The 14,809-nt window shown below is 62.3% G+C and carries 10 protein-coding genes; 7 read left to right on the forward strand and 3 right to left on the reverse strand.

What is annotated here, in order from left to right; genetic code table 11:
* Window positions 1-2 precede the first annotated feature (2 nt).
* Window positions 3-440: a YkgJ family cysteine cluster protein gene (locus tag QLG12_RS26785; RefSeq protein ID WP_007961740.1), complete on the reverse strand. Its 438-nt coding sequence runs from the start codon at window positions 438-440 to the stop codon at window positions 3-5.
* Between the two features lie 258 nt (window positions 441-698).
* On the opposite strand from QLG12_RS26785, the gene QLG12_RS26790 reads away from it, so the two are divergent.
* The 5 genes from QLG12_RS26790 to QLG12_RS26810 all read left to right on the forward strand — a co-directional run bounded on the left by QLG12_RS26790 (window position 699) and on the right by QLG12_RS26810 (window position 10,021).
* Complete coding sequence (locus QLG12_RS26790; protein ID WP_282475518.1) at window positions 699-3,149, forward strand: glycogen/starch/alpha-glucan phosphorylase; 2,451 nt, start codon at window positions 699-701, stop codon at window positions 3,147-3,149.
* Window positions 3,150-3,251: 102 nt separating this feature from the next.
* Window positions 3,252-6,848 carry a DUF2339 domain-containing protein gene (locus QLG12_RS26795; protein ID WP_282475519.1) on the forward strand — a complete coding sequence of 1,199 codons (3,597 nt, stop codon included), beginning with the start codon at window positions 3,252-3,254 and terminating at the stop codon, window positions 6,846-6,848.
* Window positions 6,845-8,209, forward strand: a complete 1,365-nt coding sequence (locus QLG12_RS26800) for a DUF3999 domain-containing protein (protein ID WP_282475520.1) — start codon at window positions 6,845-6,847, stop codon at window positions 8,207-8,209. Before QLG12_RS26795 ends, QLG12_RS26800 begins: the two co-directional genes overlap by 4 nt.
* A 195-nt stretch (window positions 8,210-8,404) precedes the next feature.
* Entirely contained in the window at window positions 8,405-9,415 is a 1,011-nt protein-coding gene (locus QLG12_RS26805; RefSeq protein ID WP_007952492.1) for a class 1 fructose-bisphosphatase, read from the forward strand.
* 3 nt (window positions 9,416-9,418) lie between these two features.
* Window positions 9,419-10,021, forward strand: a complete 603-nt coding sequence (locus QLG12_RS26810) for a DUF924 family protein (protein WP_282475521.1) — start codon at window positions 9,419-9,421, stop codon at window positions 10,019-10,021.
* 215 nt (window positions 10,022-10,236) lie between these two features.
* Here QLG12_RS26810 and QLG12_RS26815 read toward each other — a convergent pair whose 3' ends face one another.
* Window positions 10,237-12,129: a methyl-accepting chemotaxis protein gene (locus tag QLG12_RS26815; protein ID WP_282475522.1), complete on the reverse strand. Its 1,893-nt coding sequence runs from the start codon at window positions 12,127-12,129 to the stop codon at window positions 10,237-10,239.
* Between the two features lie 282 nt (window positions 12,130-12,411).
* Between QLG12_RS26815 and QLG12_RS26820 the strand changes: the two genes are divergently transcribed.
* Window positions 12,412-12,666 carry a hypothetical protein gene (locus QLG12_RS26820; RefSeq protein ID WP_007952486.1) on the forward strand — a complete coding sequence of 85 codons (255 nt, stop codon included), beginning with the start codon at window positions 12,412-12,414 and terminating at the stop codon, window positions 12,664-12,666.
* 31 nt (window positions 12,667-12,697) lie between these two features.
* Window positions 12,698-13,267 carry a lipocalin family protein gene (locus QLG12_RS26825; RefSeq protein WP_197869337.1) on the forward strand — a complete coding sequence of 190 codons (570 nt, stop codon included), beginning with the start codon at window positions 12,698-12,700 and terminating at the stop codon, window positions 13,265-13,267.
* Window positions 13,268-13,315: 48 nt separating this feature from the next.
* Here QLG12_RS26825 and QLG12_RS26830 read toward each other — a convergent pair whose 3' ends face one another.
* Window positions 13,316-14,680: a formimidoylglutamate deiminase gene (locus QLG12_RS26830; RefSeq protein WP_282475523.1), complete on the reverse strand. Its 1,365-nt coding sequence runs from the start codon at window positions 14,678-14,680 to the stop codon at window positions 13,316-13,318.
* Window positions 14,681-14,809: the final 129 nt, after the last annotated feature.

Here is a 14,809-nt window from a genome sequence, read left to right on the forward strand (position 1 = left end):
GATCAGAACTTCTCGATCGACCGCGAATTCTGCACCCGTTCCACTTCCTTCGGCTTGTACGCGCAATAGCCAGGGCGCGGGCCGATTTTCGGGTGGTTGCGGCAGGTGTCCGGCCGCTTGTCATAAATGGTGCACAGGCGGCTCTTGCGATCCAGGTAGTAGCAATCGTTGTTGCTCATGCGCTGCAGGGTGAAGATCCCGGACTTCTGGTTGAAGCGCTCGACCAGCCCTTCCTTTTGCAGACGCTTGGCGATGTTCTTCGGCGGGTCGCCCAGTTCGAACTCGTCGACCACGCCGATGCGTACCAGGTCCTTGATCTTGACCTCGACCGGCAGCGTGCAGCAGCTGGAAACGCACGAGCCGCACATCGGGGCCGAATATTTGGCCCAGGTATCGAGACGGTCGATCTCGGCGGCGGCGATCAGGTTGGGCTTCATCATCGGTGTTTACCAGGCGTGTGCGTCAGGGCGCGCGATCATACCGGGACTGGTGGATTTTTGAACAACCTTTCGCCAGATTTTTTCTTCATGTACCCGCATCGTCCGACAATTCGGCACGGCCCCTGCATTCATTGAGGCATTCGCCAGAGTATTGCCGGTCGATCTCACACTCTCGGTAAAAACTGCCGAACCAGAGCCCTTACCGTCGGTCAGACCGTCTAGGCTCTGACAACTCCCCGCTCGCTCGAGGTCCTATCGATGACTCAAGAACCACTAGTTCGCGAAGCAGAGGTGGCCGCATTCCGCGACGCCGTCCTGACCAAACTCACCTACGCGGTGGGCAAAGACCCGGATCACGCCTTCGACCATGACTGGTTCGAAGCCATCGCCCTGGCGGCGCGCGATCACATGGTCGAGCACTGGATGGACCACACCCGGCAGATCTACCGCAAAGGCCAGAAGCGGGTGTATTACCTCTCGCTGGAATTTCTCATCGGCCGCTTGCTCTACGACAGTCTGAGCAACCTTGGTCTGCTGGACGTCGCCCGTGAAGCCTTGACCGAACTGGGCGTCGATCTGGAGCGCATCCGCATCCTGGAGCCGGATGCGGCGCTGGGCAACGGTGGCCTCGGACGGTTGGCGGCGTGCTTCATGGAAAGCATGTCGACCCTCGGCATCGCCGGCCACGGCTACGGTATTCGTTATGAACACGGGTTGTTCCGTCAGGCCATCGTCGACGGTTGGCAACAGGAGCAGACCGAGCACTGGCTGGATTTCGGCAACCCTTGGGAGTTCGAGCGGCCGGAGGTGGTCTATCCGATCGGCTTTGGCGGCAGCGTCGAGACCGTCACCGACGCCAATGGCAAGTCCCGGCAGGTCTGGCACCCGGCGGAAACCGTCCGGGCGATTGCCTACGACACCCCGGTTGTCGGCTGGCGCGGGGCGAGCGTCAACACCTTGCGCCTGTGGCGGGCCCGAGCGATGGAAGATTTGCACCTGGAGCGCTTCAACGCCGGTGACCACCTGGGCGCCGTCGCCGAAGTGGCCCGGGCCGAAAGTATCTCCCGCGTGCTCTACCCGGCGGACAGCACCGAAGCGGGCCAGGAACTGCGCCTGCGTCAGGAGTATTTCTTCGTCGCTGCCTCGCTGCAGGATTTGCTGCGCCGTCATCGCAACATGCACACCTCGGTGCTGACCCTCGGCGATCACGCGGCGATCCAGCTCAACGACACGCACCCCTCGATTGCCGTTGCCGAACTGATGCGCCAATTGGTCGATGTCTATGACGTGGCCTGGGATGCGGCGTGGCAAGTCACCGTCGATACGCTGTCGTACACCAACCACACGCTGCTGCCCGAAGCGCTGGAAACCTGGCCGGTGGGGCTGATGGAACGCATGCTGCCGCGGCACATGCAGATCATTTACTTGATCAACGCCCAGCACATCGATTCGCTGCGGGCCAAGGGCATCCACGATTTCGACGTGCTGCGCGCGGTGTCGCTGATCGAGGAAGACAACGGCCGACGGGTGCGCATGGGCAACCTCGCGTTCCTCGGCTCGCACAGCGTCAACGGCGTGTCCGGGCTGCACACGCAGCTGATGCGCAAAACCGTGTTCGCTGAACTGCACAAGCTGTATCCGGAGCGGATCAACAACAAGACCAACGGCATCACCTTCCGCCGCTGGCTGTACCAGGCCAACCCGGAACTGACGTCGATGCTGGTCGATGCCCTTGGCCCGGACGTTCTGGATAACCCCGAAGAGCGGCTGCTCGATCTTGAACCGTTCGCCGAGAAACCCGCCTTCCGTAAAGCCTTCGCCGAGCAGCGGCTGCACAGCAAAAAAGCCCTCGCCTATCTGATCCACGAACGGCTGGGGATCGCGGTCAACCCGGCGGCCATGTTCGACGTGCAGGTCAAACGAATCCACGAATACAAGCGACAGTTGCTCAACCTGATGCACACGGTCGCGCTGTATCAGGCGATCCGCGCCGAGCCGGAAATCGACTGGGTGCCACGGGTGAAAATCTTCGCCGGCAAAGCCGCGGCGAGTTATCACCAGGCCAAGCTGATCATCAAGTTGACCAACGACATCGCCCGGGTGGTGAACAACGACCCGACCGTGCGTGGCCTGCTCAAAGTGGTGTTCCTGCCCAACTACAACGTCAGCCTGGCGGAAAGCATCATTCCGGCGGCGGACCTGTCGGAGCAGATCTCCACCGCCGGTTTCGAGGCCTCGGGCACCAGCAACATGAAGTTCGGCCTGAACGGTGCGCTGACCATCGGCACCCTCGACGGTGCCAACGTGGAAATGTGCGAAAGCATCGGCGCCGAGCACATGTTCATCTTCGGCCTCAGTGCCCAGCAGGTCGAAGCGCGCAAGCAGAACCACGAGTTCAGCGCGGTGCCGGACATCGCGGCGTCCCATCGTTTGAACGATGTGTTGCAGGCGATCCGCAGCGGGGTGTTCTCGCCGGACGACACGTCGCGCTACACCGGGTTGATCGATTCGCTGGTGGACTACGACCGCTTCCTGGTCTGTGCCGATTTCGACTCCTACTGGGAGGCGCAAATGCGCGTCGATGCGCTCTGGCACGACGCCAATAACTGGTGGCGTTCGGCGGTGTTGAATACTTCGCGCATGGGCTGGTTCTCCTCCGACCGGACGATCCGCGAGTACGCCACGGATATCTGGAAGGCACTGGAGTAACTTTTAGCGACAAATGTGCGCCCGGCCCCACGCTTGTTGGGCCGGGCCGATATACTGAGCCTTGGTTCCGCCCCGTTCCGGGGCTGCTCAGGGATATCGACCATGCAATGGATGTTCATGTTGATCGGGCTGCTGCTCGGTTGGCTGCTCGACGAGTCGTTCAGCGATGCGCTGTTGGGCGCCTTGCTCGGGCTTGCCATCGGCCAGGCGATGCGTATCGCGCGGCTCGGTTCACAGGCTGCCGAGCAACAGCGTCAGCTGGATCACGCGAAGATTGCGTTGCAGGGCGTCGAACAGCGTCTGTTTCTTCTGGAGGGCGCTCCGACGCATTCGCCAGCGTCGCCGAGCGTCGCGCCGGTCAGCGAAACGATCGTTGAACCCGTCACGGTATTTGAACAACCCGCTGCCGCAGAACCCGAGCTGGTCTGGGAACTGCCTCCCGAACTCGAACCTGTTGCTGTCGCCGCCAGCGCATCCAGCCAGCCGCTGCCGGTCGATGTCTGGCGTCTGGACGCCGTTACGCCTGAACCTGAACCCCGACGCCCCGCCGAACCCCGTGGCCCGAACCTCATCGAGCGCGGTATCAGCGCTGCGCGCAACTGGCTGTTCGGTGGCAACACTGTGCTGCGGGTCGGCGTGGTGTTGTTGTTTTTCGGTCTGGCGTTCCTGCTGCGCTACGCCACCGAAGGCATGGTGGTGCCGATCGAATTGCGTTACGCCGGGGTTGCAGCGGCAGCGTTGGGCTTGCTGGCGCTGGGCTGGTGGTTGCGTCATCGCAACAACAGCTACGCCTTGATGCTGCAAGGCACCGGGATCGCGGTGTTGTACCTGACGGTGTTTGCGGCGATGCGTTTGCATCCGCTGCTCGATCCGTCTGCCGCGCTGGGCTTGCTGGTGGCAGTGACGGTGTTTTCGGCCATTCTGGCGATCACTCAGGACTCCCTGGCCCTGGCCTGTGTCGCCGCACTGGGCGGTTTCGCCGCGCCGATTCTGACCTCCACCGGCGCCGGCAACCATGTCGCGCTGTTCAGTTATTTCGCGCTGCTCAACGCCGGCATTCTGGCCATCGCCTGGTTCAAGGCCTGGCGTCTGCTCAACCTGATCGGCTTCGTTGGGACCTTCGGCATCGGTTTCGCCTGGGGCCTGCGTTCGTACACGCCGGAACTGCTGTGGAGCACCGAGCCGTTCCTGATGCTGTTCTTCCTGATGTACCTCGCCATCGGCCTGCTGTTCGCCCGACGCAAGTTGCTGGACATGCCGGACGCACCGGCAGAGAGCGATCGCGAGGCGTTGCTGCACTGGTCAGCGCGCAAGGGCGACTACGTCGACGGGACGATGCTGTTCGGCCCTCCGCTGGTGGGTTTCGGCCTGCAATTCGCGCTGGTCCAGCATCTGGAATTCGCTGCCGCGTTCAGTGCGCTGGCGCTGGGCATGATCTACATGGCCCTTGCAAAACTGCTGATGGGCGGCCGGGCGATGTTACTGGGCGAGACTTGCCTGGCGCTCGGGGTGATTTTCGCCAGCCTGGCGATTCCGCTGGGGCTGGATGCGCGCTGGACCTCCGCCGCTTGGGCGGTGGAGGGCGCGGGGATTTTCTGGCTCGGTTTGCGTCAGCAACGGCCGTTGGCCCGGGCCTTCGCATTGCTGCTGCAACTGGGTTCGGCGCTGGCGTTTATCAGCCAGTTGCGCGTTGGCGAAAGCAGCCTGCTCGACGCTGCGCCGCTGGGCGCATTGATGCTCGGCGTGGCGTTGCTGTTCAGCTTCTATCAATTGCGCAAGGCGTTACCGGAGCAAACCTCGCTGTGGGTGCGTCAGGGCTTGCCGGTGTTGGCGTGCCTGGGGCTGACCTTCCTGTATCTGCTGGCGCCGCTGTTCTTCTTCACTCAGGGCACGGCGATCAGTTGGGCATTGGCCGGGCTGGTGACGTTGTTCGTTGGCTTGCGCCTGCAATCGCACACGTTCCTGTTCACCGCGTTTGCCGTGCAGTTGCTTGGCGGGGTGTTGTTCTTGTTGCGCCTGCAAGGGGCGGGCGAGGATTCGGCGGCCGTGTTCAGCGCCGGCTGGAGCGGTTTGCTCAGCGCCTCGTTGATCGGTCTGGCGTTGATCGCCGGCATGCTGCTGGCAGCGCGTGACGAGATGGTGCGCAGCGATGTTCGTCTGCTGCGCGGTTTGTCAGTGGTGCTGCTGGCGGGTCTGGTGCTGATCAATCTGGCGGTGTTGTTCGTGCTGCCGTGGCAAACCGCGAGCGCCGTTTGGGCGACCAGTGGCTTGCTGATCATCTGGCTCAGTCTGTACCTCAAGCAGCGTGTGAGTTTTGTCTTCGGCCTGCTGTTGCAACTGATCGGCGGCGCAGCGTTTTTGCTCGCCGGCCCCGAGTTGCTCGGGCCGCTGGCCAGCGAAGGTCTGCGGCCACTGGCCCATGGCGGATTCTGGACGCCGCTGGTGCTGGGTCTGGCGGCGATGATCGGGGCGTGGCGCCTGCAACTGGGCAATCACGCTTCCGCGTTCGATGTGCTGAGTTTGCAGCGACTGTCCGACGTGTTGCTGGTGTGGGGCGCCGGTTGGTGGGCGTTGGCGTGGGTCAGCGAAGTGCTGCGGTTTGCGCCGCTGAACCTGCAGGCGACGCTGTTGCTGCTGGTCGCCGCGCTGAGCGTCGCATTGTGGGCGCTGTTGGCCTTGCGCCTGAAATGGCCGTCGCTCGGGCTGCTCTGCACCTTGCTGATTCCGGCAGCTGGACTGGTGTTGCTAGGCGCGTGGCACTCGCGTTATCACCCGGCGGCGGATTTCGGCTGGCTGGCGTGGGCGGCGGTGGTCGTTGTGCATTTCATCAGCCTGCGACGTCTGGCACCGATGCTGCCGGCGCGGGCCTTGAGCACGGCGCATGTGCTCGGTTGCTGGCTGCTGATCGGCGTGCTGGCGCTGGAGCTGCGCTACGGCCTGCTGCTGTTGTCCGAGCAGTACAACGCCTGGCGCTGGCTGGGCTGGGCGATTCTGCCGAGCGTGTATCTGTTGCTGATGGCGGCACCGCGTCAGTGGCCGTGGCCGGTGGCGGCGTTCCCTCGCGAATATCGCCTGTACGCGGCCGCGCCGCTGGCGGTATTGATGCTGGTCTGGTTCTGGCTGGCCAATGGCATCAGCGATGGCAATGCCGAGCCGTTGCCTTATGTGCCGCTGCTCAATCCGTTGGAGTTGGGACTGCTGTTTGCGCTGTTCGGTGTCTACGTCTGGTCGCGCAGCGCCGTCGCCGAGCTGTCGATCCGCCAGGATTACGCGGCTTACGCGACGCAGCTGATTGCCGGTGTTTCGCTGTTTGCGTTCTGCACTGCGCTGGTCACCCGTGCTGCGCACCATTGGGCGGGGATTCCGTTCGAGCTGGATCTGCTGCTCGAATCGATGCTGGTGCAGGCGGGGTTGTCGATCGTCTGGACGCTGATGGCGCTGGGGCTGATGATCGGCGGGCACCTGCGCCATCGCCGCGAAGTGTGGCTGATCGGCGCGGCGCTGATTGCGCTGGTGGTGGCCAAACTGATTTTTGTCGAATTGAGCAACCGTGGCGGACTGGCCCGGATTGTCTCGTTCATCGGCGTCGGCGTGTTGCTGCTGGTGGTGGGCTACTTCGCGCCGCTGCCGCCCAAACGCGTCGAAGCTGCACCGGCGGCGGACCAACCGGCCCCGGAAACCGAAGGAGTGTCGTCTTGAGTCGCAAGCTTAATCTCGGGTGGTTGTTGCTGGGCGTGGCCATGACGGCCGGCGCCCAGGAAAAACCGGCGGACTTCGCCGCGCAGGTGCCGTTGTCGGTCAGCGGCGCAGGCCCGTGGTATCGCCTTGAACTGCCGCTGAGCGTGCAGTTGCAGGCGCGGCAGACTGATCTCAGCGACCTGCGTGTGTTCAACGCCGCCGGAGAGCCGCAGGCCTATGCGCTGGCCCGGGAGTCGGCGCAGACCCGCGACGATGGCCAGTTGCATGAGGTGAAGTGGTTCCCGCTGTACAACTCGGCGGATGCCATCGAACGCGCGCCAAGCGTTCGCGTGCAATCCACCACTACGGGCACGCTGGTGGAAGTGCAGCCGTCCAGTCAGCTTGAAGCCGGTGAAGAAGTGCTGCGCGGCTGGCTGCTCGACGCCAGTGCGATCAAGGCGCCGTTGCAGCAACTGATCCTCGACTGGACCAGCGAGCGCGACGGCTTCCAGCGTTTCAGCATCGAGGCCAGCGATGATTTGCAGCACTGGCAACCCTGGGGTGAAGGTCAGGTCGCGCGCCTGACCTTTGCCGACGAACGGGTCGAGCAACATGAAGTCGCGCTGCCGGGGCATTCGGCGCGTTATCTGCGTCTGCTGTGGGATTCGCCGGCCTCGGCGCCGGTCCTGACGTCGGCGCAACTGAAAAGCAGCGACCCGCGCAACCTGCCGTTGCCACTGGTCTGGTCGTCAGCGCTGGCCGGCAGCAGCGGCAAGGCCGGGGAATACACCTGGCAGTTGCCGATGGGGCTGAACATCGAGCGGGTGCAGGTCGAACTGAAGCAGGCCAACAGCCTGGCGCCGGTGACCCTCTCGGGGCGTCGCGCCAGCAGTCTGCCTTGGCAACCGCTGAGCAGCGGCTTGCTTTATCGCCTGACCCAGAATGGCCAGGACGTGGTGCAGAACGAATTGCAGCTCTACGGGCAGACCGTGCAGCAGTTGAAACTCACGGTCGACGAACGCGGCGGCGGTCTCGGCGAGCAGGCACCGAGCGTGAAATACGCGGTGCGCGCCACCCAGGTCATTTTCCTCGCGCGCGGCGACGGGCCTTACAGCCTGGCGCTGGGCAATCCGACGGTGAAGACGGCGAACCTGCCGCTGACCACGCTGATCCCCGATTTCAAACCGGAGAAACTGGCCACGCTGGGCAAGGCCACGGTGCAAGGCGAAGCGCTGGCGACTCAGACCTCGACGGCCACCACCTCGGCAACGGCGGACACCAACTGGAAGAAGTTCGGCCTGTGGGCAGTGTTGCTGCTCAGTGTGCTGTTTCTGGCGGCGATGGCCTTCAGTCTGCTGCGCAAGCCGCCGGCCAAGTCCTGAATATGACGGGTGTGGCCTCTACACCCGTCGGGTTTGCAACTACGCTGAATCCGGTGCCTGAACTCTCTGGGTTCGATCACGTCTGATAGCAGGAATTGCACCCGACGCACGTTACCGGGCGTCATTGCTCGCTACGGTTTCAGACTCCCTGTAAACTGCGCGGGTTTTTAGCCCCCCATTCCACCGGAGCCGTCCATGTCCCGCGTTACCCTGAGTCGCTATTTGATTGAGCAGACCCGCAGCAACAACACTCCTGCCGATCTGCGCTTCCTGATCGAAGTGGTGGCGCGTGCCTGCAAGGAGATCAGCCACGCCGTGTCCAAAGGCGCCCTGGGCGGCGTTCTGGGCAGCATGGGCACAGAAAACGTGCAAGGCGAAGTGCAGAAGAAGCTCGACGTGCTGTCGAACGAAATCCTGCTCGAAGCCAACGAATGGGGCGGTCACCTGGCCGGCATGGCGTCCGAAGAAATGGACAACGCCTACCAGATCCCGGGCAAATACCCGAAAGGCGCCTACCTGCTGGTATTCGACCCGCTGGACGGTTCGTCGAACATCGACATCAACGCCCCGGTCGGCACCATCTTCTCCGTGCTGCGTTGCCCGAACGAATACCTGAGCCAGAACGAAGCGCTGGATGAGAAGGCCTTCCTGCAGCCAGGTACTCAGCAAGTTGCCGCCGGTTACGCCATCTACGGCCCGCAAACCATGCTGGTGCTGACCTTGGGCCACGGCGTCAAAGGTTTCACCCTGGACCGCGAAATGGGCAGCTTCGTCCTGACCCACGAAGACATCACCATTCCTGAATCCACCCAGGAATTCGCCATCAACATGTCCAACCAGCGTCACTGGGAAGCTCCGGTACAGCGCTACGTTTCGGAACTGCTGGCCGGTGAAGAAGGCCCGCTGAAAAAGAACTACAACATGCGCTGGGTCGCGGCGATGGTTGCCGACGTGCACCGCATCCTGACCCGTGGCGGTCTGTTCATGTACCCGCGCGACAGCCGCGAGCCGTCCAAGCCGGGCAAACTGCGCCTGATGTACGAAGCCAACCCGATGTCGTTCCTGGTGGAACAGGCGGGCGGCGCTTCCACCGACGGTCACCAGCGCATCCTCGACATCAAGCCTGAAGGCCTGCACCAGCGCGTAGCGGTGTTCCTCGGCTCGAAAGAAGAAGTCGCCCGCGCTACGGCCTACCACAAGGAATAAACCATGAACGCGCCCTGGCAGCCGTTGCTCGATTGGTGGTTCGGTCATGCCGAATCTGCCAGTGAAGTTTCGGCGCAACAGGGCAAGTTGTGGTTCGGCAAGAAAGACAGCCAGGACCTCGAAGCGCGTGAGCGTTTCGGGGTCTTTGTCGATCAGGCCCTCGCTGGCGAATTGACCGAGTGGACGCAACGTCCCGAAGGCTGGCTGGCGGTGGTGCTGTTGCTCGACCAACTCCCGCGAATGATCTTTCGCGATACGCCCAAGGCTTTTTCCGGTGATCTACGGGCCCAGAAGCTGGTCGCTCAGGGGATTGCCGCAGACTTCGATCGGCAGTTGAAACCGATCCAGCGCCTCTTCATCTACCTCGTCTTCGAACACTGCGAAAACCTCGCGGTGCAGAATGAAGCCGTCTCGCGATTCATCGAGCTGGTGGCTGAGCAGCCAGAGGCGGAGCGCGGGGTGTTTGCCGACAATCTGGATTATGCCGAGCGGCATCAGAAGGTGATTGCGCGGTTTGGACGGTTTCCGCATCGCAATGCGGTGTTGGGGCGGGAGTCTACGGTTGAGGAGCTGGAGTTTTTGAAAGAGCCGGGTTCGCGGTTTTAGGGCGATTTTCGGCAATCTCAAAAACCAGCCCTCACCCTAACCCTCTCCCGGAGGGAGAGGGGACTGACCGAGTTGGATGTTCGAGTTACGCTGACTTGAAATACCGAGTTGAACTCAGGTCTGGAAAGCGACAGAGATCGGCTCCCTTTCCCCTCGCCCCCTTGGGGGAGAGGGATGGGCGGGCGGCGTTCCGATGAGGGGGTTGCTCTTGATCTTCAGATTCTGAAGCTACCCACCAACTGCTTCAACCGCGCAGCCTGCTGCTCCAGATCCGCACAAGCCCGCAACGTCGCCTGCAGGTTCTCCACACCTTCCTGGTTCAGCGTGTTGATCTCGTTGATATCGACGTTGATCGACTCGACCACCGCTGTCTGTTCTTCCGTCGCGGTCGCTACCGACTGGTTCATGCCGTCGATCTCGCCGATGCGCTGGGTCACGCTACCCAGGCGTTCGCCGGCCTGGTTGGCGATGCCGACGCTGCTTTCGCTCTCACGCTGGCTCTCGGTCATGATGCCGACCGCCTGACGCGCGCCGACTTGCAGCTCTTCAATCATCTTCTGCACTTGCTGCGCCGAATCCTGGGTGCGGTGCGCCAGGTTGCGGACTTCGTCGGCCACCACGGCGAAACCACGACCAGCCTCACCGGCACGGGCCGCTTCGATGGCCGCATTGAGCGCCAGCAGGTTGGTCTGCTGGGAGATGCTGGTGATCACTTCCAGAATCTGCCCGATGTTCACGGTGTTGCTGTTCAGGGTTTCGATGTTGCCGCAGGAATCGCTGATCTTCGCCGACAGCTGTTGCATCGCGTGGATGGTTTTATCCACCACCTGCTGGCCGTCTTCGGCCAGGCTGCGCGCATCGCTTGAGTGCTGCGAGGCGAGGGCGGCGTTCTGGGCGATTTCCTGGGCGGCGGCGCCGAGCTGGTTGATCGCGGCGGCCACGCTGTTGGTGCGCGAGGCCTGCTGGTCGGAGTTGAACATCGACGAGTTCGACGCCGCGACCACGCGCAGGGCGACTTCGTTGACTTGCCCGGTGGCCGACGACACTTCGCGGATCGAGGTGTGGATGCGCTCGACGAAACGGTTGAACGACAGCCCCAGCGCGCCGAATTCATCGTGGCCGTGGATGGTCAGGCGTTTGGTCAGGTCACCTTCGCCTTCGGCGATGTCGTGCATGGCGCGGCCCATGGTCAGCAGCGGCTGCATCAACACGCGGATCAGCATGCCGAGCAGGGCAATGATGATCACCACGGCAATGACCATGGCGATCAGCGCCGAGGTGCGGAATTCGCTGAGCATCGAGAACGCAGTGTCCTTGTCCAGCACCAGCGCCACGTACCAATCGGCTGACGGCACGCCGTTGACGCGGGTGAAGGAAATCAACTGGGTCTTGCCGTCGGACTCGACTTCTTTCAGGCCTGGGGTGACTTTCGGAGCGCCGTTGGGGTAGGCCTCGGCCAGGGTCTTGAGCACCAGCTTGCTGTCCGGGTGGATCAGGATCTTGCCGTCGGCGCTGACGATGAACGCATGGCCGTGGCCGCCGAAGTTCAGCGAGTTGATGATCGCGCTGACGCTGGACAGATCAATGTCGGCGCCGGCCACACCGATCATCTGGCCCTGGCGCTGCACCGGGGTGGCGACCGTGATGACCAGTTTGCCCGACGAGGCGGCGATGTACGGTTCGGTGACGATGGTCTGTTGCGCAGCGTTGGCGGCCTTGTACCAGCCACGGGCGCGCGGGTCGTAATCCGGCGCGCGGTTGCCGGCCGGGACCGAGAACATCACACCGTCGGCGCCGCCGAAGTAGCTGAGCTGAAAATTGCCGGTGTAGGCGGGCAGGTCGATGATGCGTTTCAGGCTGGCCGGGGCGTTGCCGTCGGCGACAACCTGCTGCGCCATCGATTGCAGCAACTGGATGCGGCTTTCCAGCCAGGTCTGGATGTTGCTGGTGGTCAGGCTGCCCAGTTCCTGCATCGACGCTTCGGTGCTGCTTTGCAGGGCTTCGCGCTGGCGATAGTCGTTGAACAAAATGAAACAGGCGAACGCAATGGCCACCACGAGGGCGGCAGCCAACAAGATCTTGTGGCTGAATTTCATGTTTCTGGTCATTAAGTGAGCTACCGCGAAGGGGCTGGTCAAGAAAGGGCGGCAATTTGCCACACTCTGGGGCTTTGCGCTGCTCTTATTTCGACCGCCGCGCGCCAAAGATTAGGCGCCTTTTGCTAAAAGCGACGAAATGCTCGATAGCCTTACAAACTGTCTGATTTATCGGCAAAAGCCGGACGAGCGGGTTAACAAATAGCCAGGTTCCCAGGGAACCAGACAGGGGTTTTCTCTTCTAAGCTTCTGGTTGGCGCCATGCCATCCCCTTTCCGTTCCAGGAGTTACACCATGTCGCTGCGATCTATCGCCCTTCTGTCGTTTTGCGTGCTGTTGGCCGCATGCAGCAAGGTCAATCAGGAAAACTATTCGAAGCTCTCGGCCGGCATGGCCAAGGCCGAAGTCGAGACGCTGCTCGGCAAGCCTACCGATTGCTCGGGCGCGCTCGGCATGTCCAGTTGCACCTGGGGCGACAAGAACAGCTTTATCAGCGTGCAGTACGCCGGTGACAAAGTGCTGATGTTTTCCGGCCAAGGCCTGAAGTAAACCGGGGCCACGTGCCCACGGGAGAAAAACAATGAAGCGGTTATTGCTTATCCTTTTTGCCGGCCTGGTATTGGCCGGCTGCGCCACGTCCGGTGAAGATCCGCTGGCGCCGAAGACGGTCAACAGTGTCAATCTCAAGCGTTATCAGGGCACCTGGTACGAACTGGCGCGTCTACCGATGTATTTCCAGCGCAATTGCGCGCAATCCGAAGCCCGTTATTCCCTCAAGCCCGACGGTAATGTTGCGGTGTACAACCGCTGCCTGACGGAAGACTGGAAGTGGGAAGAGGTCAAAGGCACGGCTTATCCACAAGTGCCGGGCAAGACCGACAAGCTCTGGGTCGAGTTCGATACCTGGTTCTCGCGCCTGATTCCGGGTGTGGCGAAGGGTCAATACTGGGTGCTGTATGTCAGCGATGACTACAAGACCGCCCTCGTCGGTGACCCGAGTCGTCGCTACCTGTGGCTGTTGTCGCGCACGCCGACCGTCAACGGTGTGGTGCGTGAGGAACTGCTGAGCAAGGCGCGTCAGCAGGGTTACGACACCACACGCCTGATCTGGCGTACGTCGGATCAGCAGATGGCCAAGACGTCCAACTGACGCACAACAAAAAACCTGTGGAGGTTGCCCTCCACAGGTTTTTTTGTGTCAGCCCAAAAGCTCTCGCAGGACCTGGGTGAAGGCGCGATTGCTGTCCTCCTCCCCGGCATGTCGCCCCTCGCGCACGACCCACTGACCGTTGACCAGGACGTCGCGCACCTGACGGTCGCCACCGGCAAACAGCCAGCGATTGAGAATCCCGTCACCGTTGGCCGTGGCCAGATACGGATCGTTGCCATCGAGTACGATCCAGTCGGCACGCTTGCCGACTTCCAGCGCACCGATCGGCTGGCCCAGCGCCTGAGCACCACCGTCCAGCGCCGCGTCATACAGCGTACGGCCAACCATCGGCTGATCCGCGCCATACAAGCGGTTGCGCCGCTGATCGCGCAGACGCTGGCCGTATTCCAGCCAGCGCAATTCTTCCACCACGCTCAATGACACATGGCTGTCGGAGCCGATCCCCATGCGCCCGCCCTGAGCGAGGAAATCCACCGCCGGGAAAATCCCGTCGCCGAGGTTGGCCTCGGTGGTCAGGCACAGGCCGGCGATGGCTCGGCTCTTGGCCATCAGCGTGACTTCTTCCGGATTGGCGTGGGTCGCGTGGACCAGGCACCAGCGCTGATCGACTTCGGTGTTTTCGTACAGCCATTGCAGCGGACGGCGACCGCTCCAGCTCAGGCAGTCGTCGACTTCCTTCTGCTGCTCGGCAATGTGGATGTGCACCGGGCATTGCTGGTCGCTGGCCGCCAGTACTTCGCTGATCTGCTGTGGCGTGACTGCGCGCAACGAGTGGAAGCACAGGCCCAGCGACTGCACTTTTTGCTGTGCCAGCAGCGGTTGCAGACGTGATTGCAGCTTCAGGTAGTTTTCGGTGCTGTTGATGAAACGGCGCTGGCCTTCGTTCGGCGTCTGGCCACCGAAACCGCTGTGGCTGTAGAGCACAGGAAGCAAGGTCAGACCGATGCCGGCGGAACTGGCCGCCTGGCTGATGCGCAATGCCAGTTCCGCCGGATCGGCGTATGGCTGCCCGTTGTTATCGTGGTGGACGTAATGGAATTCGGCGACCGAGGTGTAACCGGCCTTGAGCATTTCGATGTACAGCTGACGGGCAATCACGCCGAGCTGGTCGGGGCTGATTTTTCCGACGAGCCGATACATCAGGTCGCGCCAGGTCCAGAAACTGTCGTTGGGATTGCCGGCCACTTCCGCCAGTCCCGCCATCGCTCGCTGGAACGCGTGGGAGTGCAGATTCGGCATCCCCGGCAGCAGCGGACCGCTCAGCCGTTCGGCGCCATCTGCGGTGGAATCGGCCTGGATTCGGGTCAACACGCCATCGGCGCTGACCTCGAGACGTACATGGTTGGCCCATCCGTTAGGCAGCAGCGCGCGTTCGGCAAAGAAGGCGGACATGGTTCAGCACCCCATCGTGTGTTATTTGTATATACATATACAGACGTTTGCCTGCCCGGTAAACTCCGGCAAGCTAGCAACTTTCATCCAATGAACAGGGATCCACCGTGCCGACTCCGCCTCCAGTCT

It is taken from the genome of Pseudomonas sp. V88_4, from assembly GCF_029967985.1.
GTDB classification, from domain to species: domain Bacteria; phylum Pseudomonadota; class Gammaproteobacteria; order Pseudomonadales; family Pseudomonadaceae; genus Aquipseudomonas; species Aquipseudomonas glycinae.

Coding starts and splice junctions, on each gene's coding strand:
- QLG12_RS26785 (WP_007961740.1), bottom strand. CDS start 440: ATGATGAAGCCCAACCTGATCGCCGCCGCCGAGATCGACCGTCTCGAT.
- QLG12_RS26805 (WP_007952492.1), top strand. CDS start 8,405: ATGTCCCGCGTTACCCTGAGTCGCTATTTGATTGAGCAGACCCGCAGC.
- QLG12_RS26830 (WP_282475523.1), bottom strand. CDS start 14,680: ATGTCCGCCTTCTTTGCCGAACGCGCGCTGCTGCCTAACGGATGGGCC.
- QLG12_RS26825 (WP_197869337.1), top strand. CDS start 12,698: ATGAAGCGGTTATTGCTTATCCTTTTTGCCGGCCTGGTATTGGCCGGC.
- QLG12_RS26790 (WP_282475518.1), top strand. CDS start 699: ATGACTCAAGAACCACTAGTTCGCGAAGCAGAGGTGGCCGCATTCCGC.
- QLG12_RS26815 (WP_282475522.1), bottom strand. CDS start 12,129: ATGACCAGAAACATGAAATTCAGCCACAAGATCTTGTTGGCTGCCGCC.
- QLG12_RS26795 (WP_282475519.1), top strand. CDS start 3,252: ATGCAATGGATGTTCATGTTGATCGGGCTGCTGCTCGGTTGGCTGCTC.
- QLG12_RS26810 (WP_282475521.1), top strand. CDS start 9,419: ATGAACGCGCCCTGGCAGCCGTTGCTCGATTGGTGGTTCGGTCATGCC.
- QLG12_RS26820 (WP_007952486.1), top strand. CDS start 12,412: ATGTCGCTGCGATCTATCGCCCTTCTGTCGTTTTGCGTGCTGTTGGCC.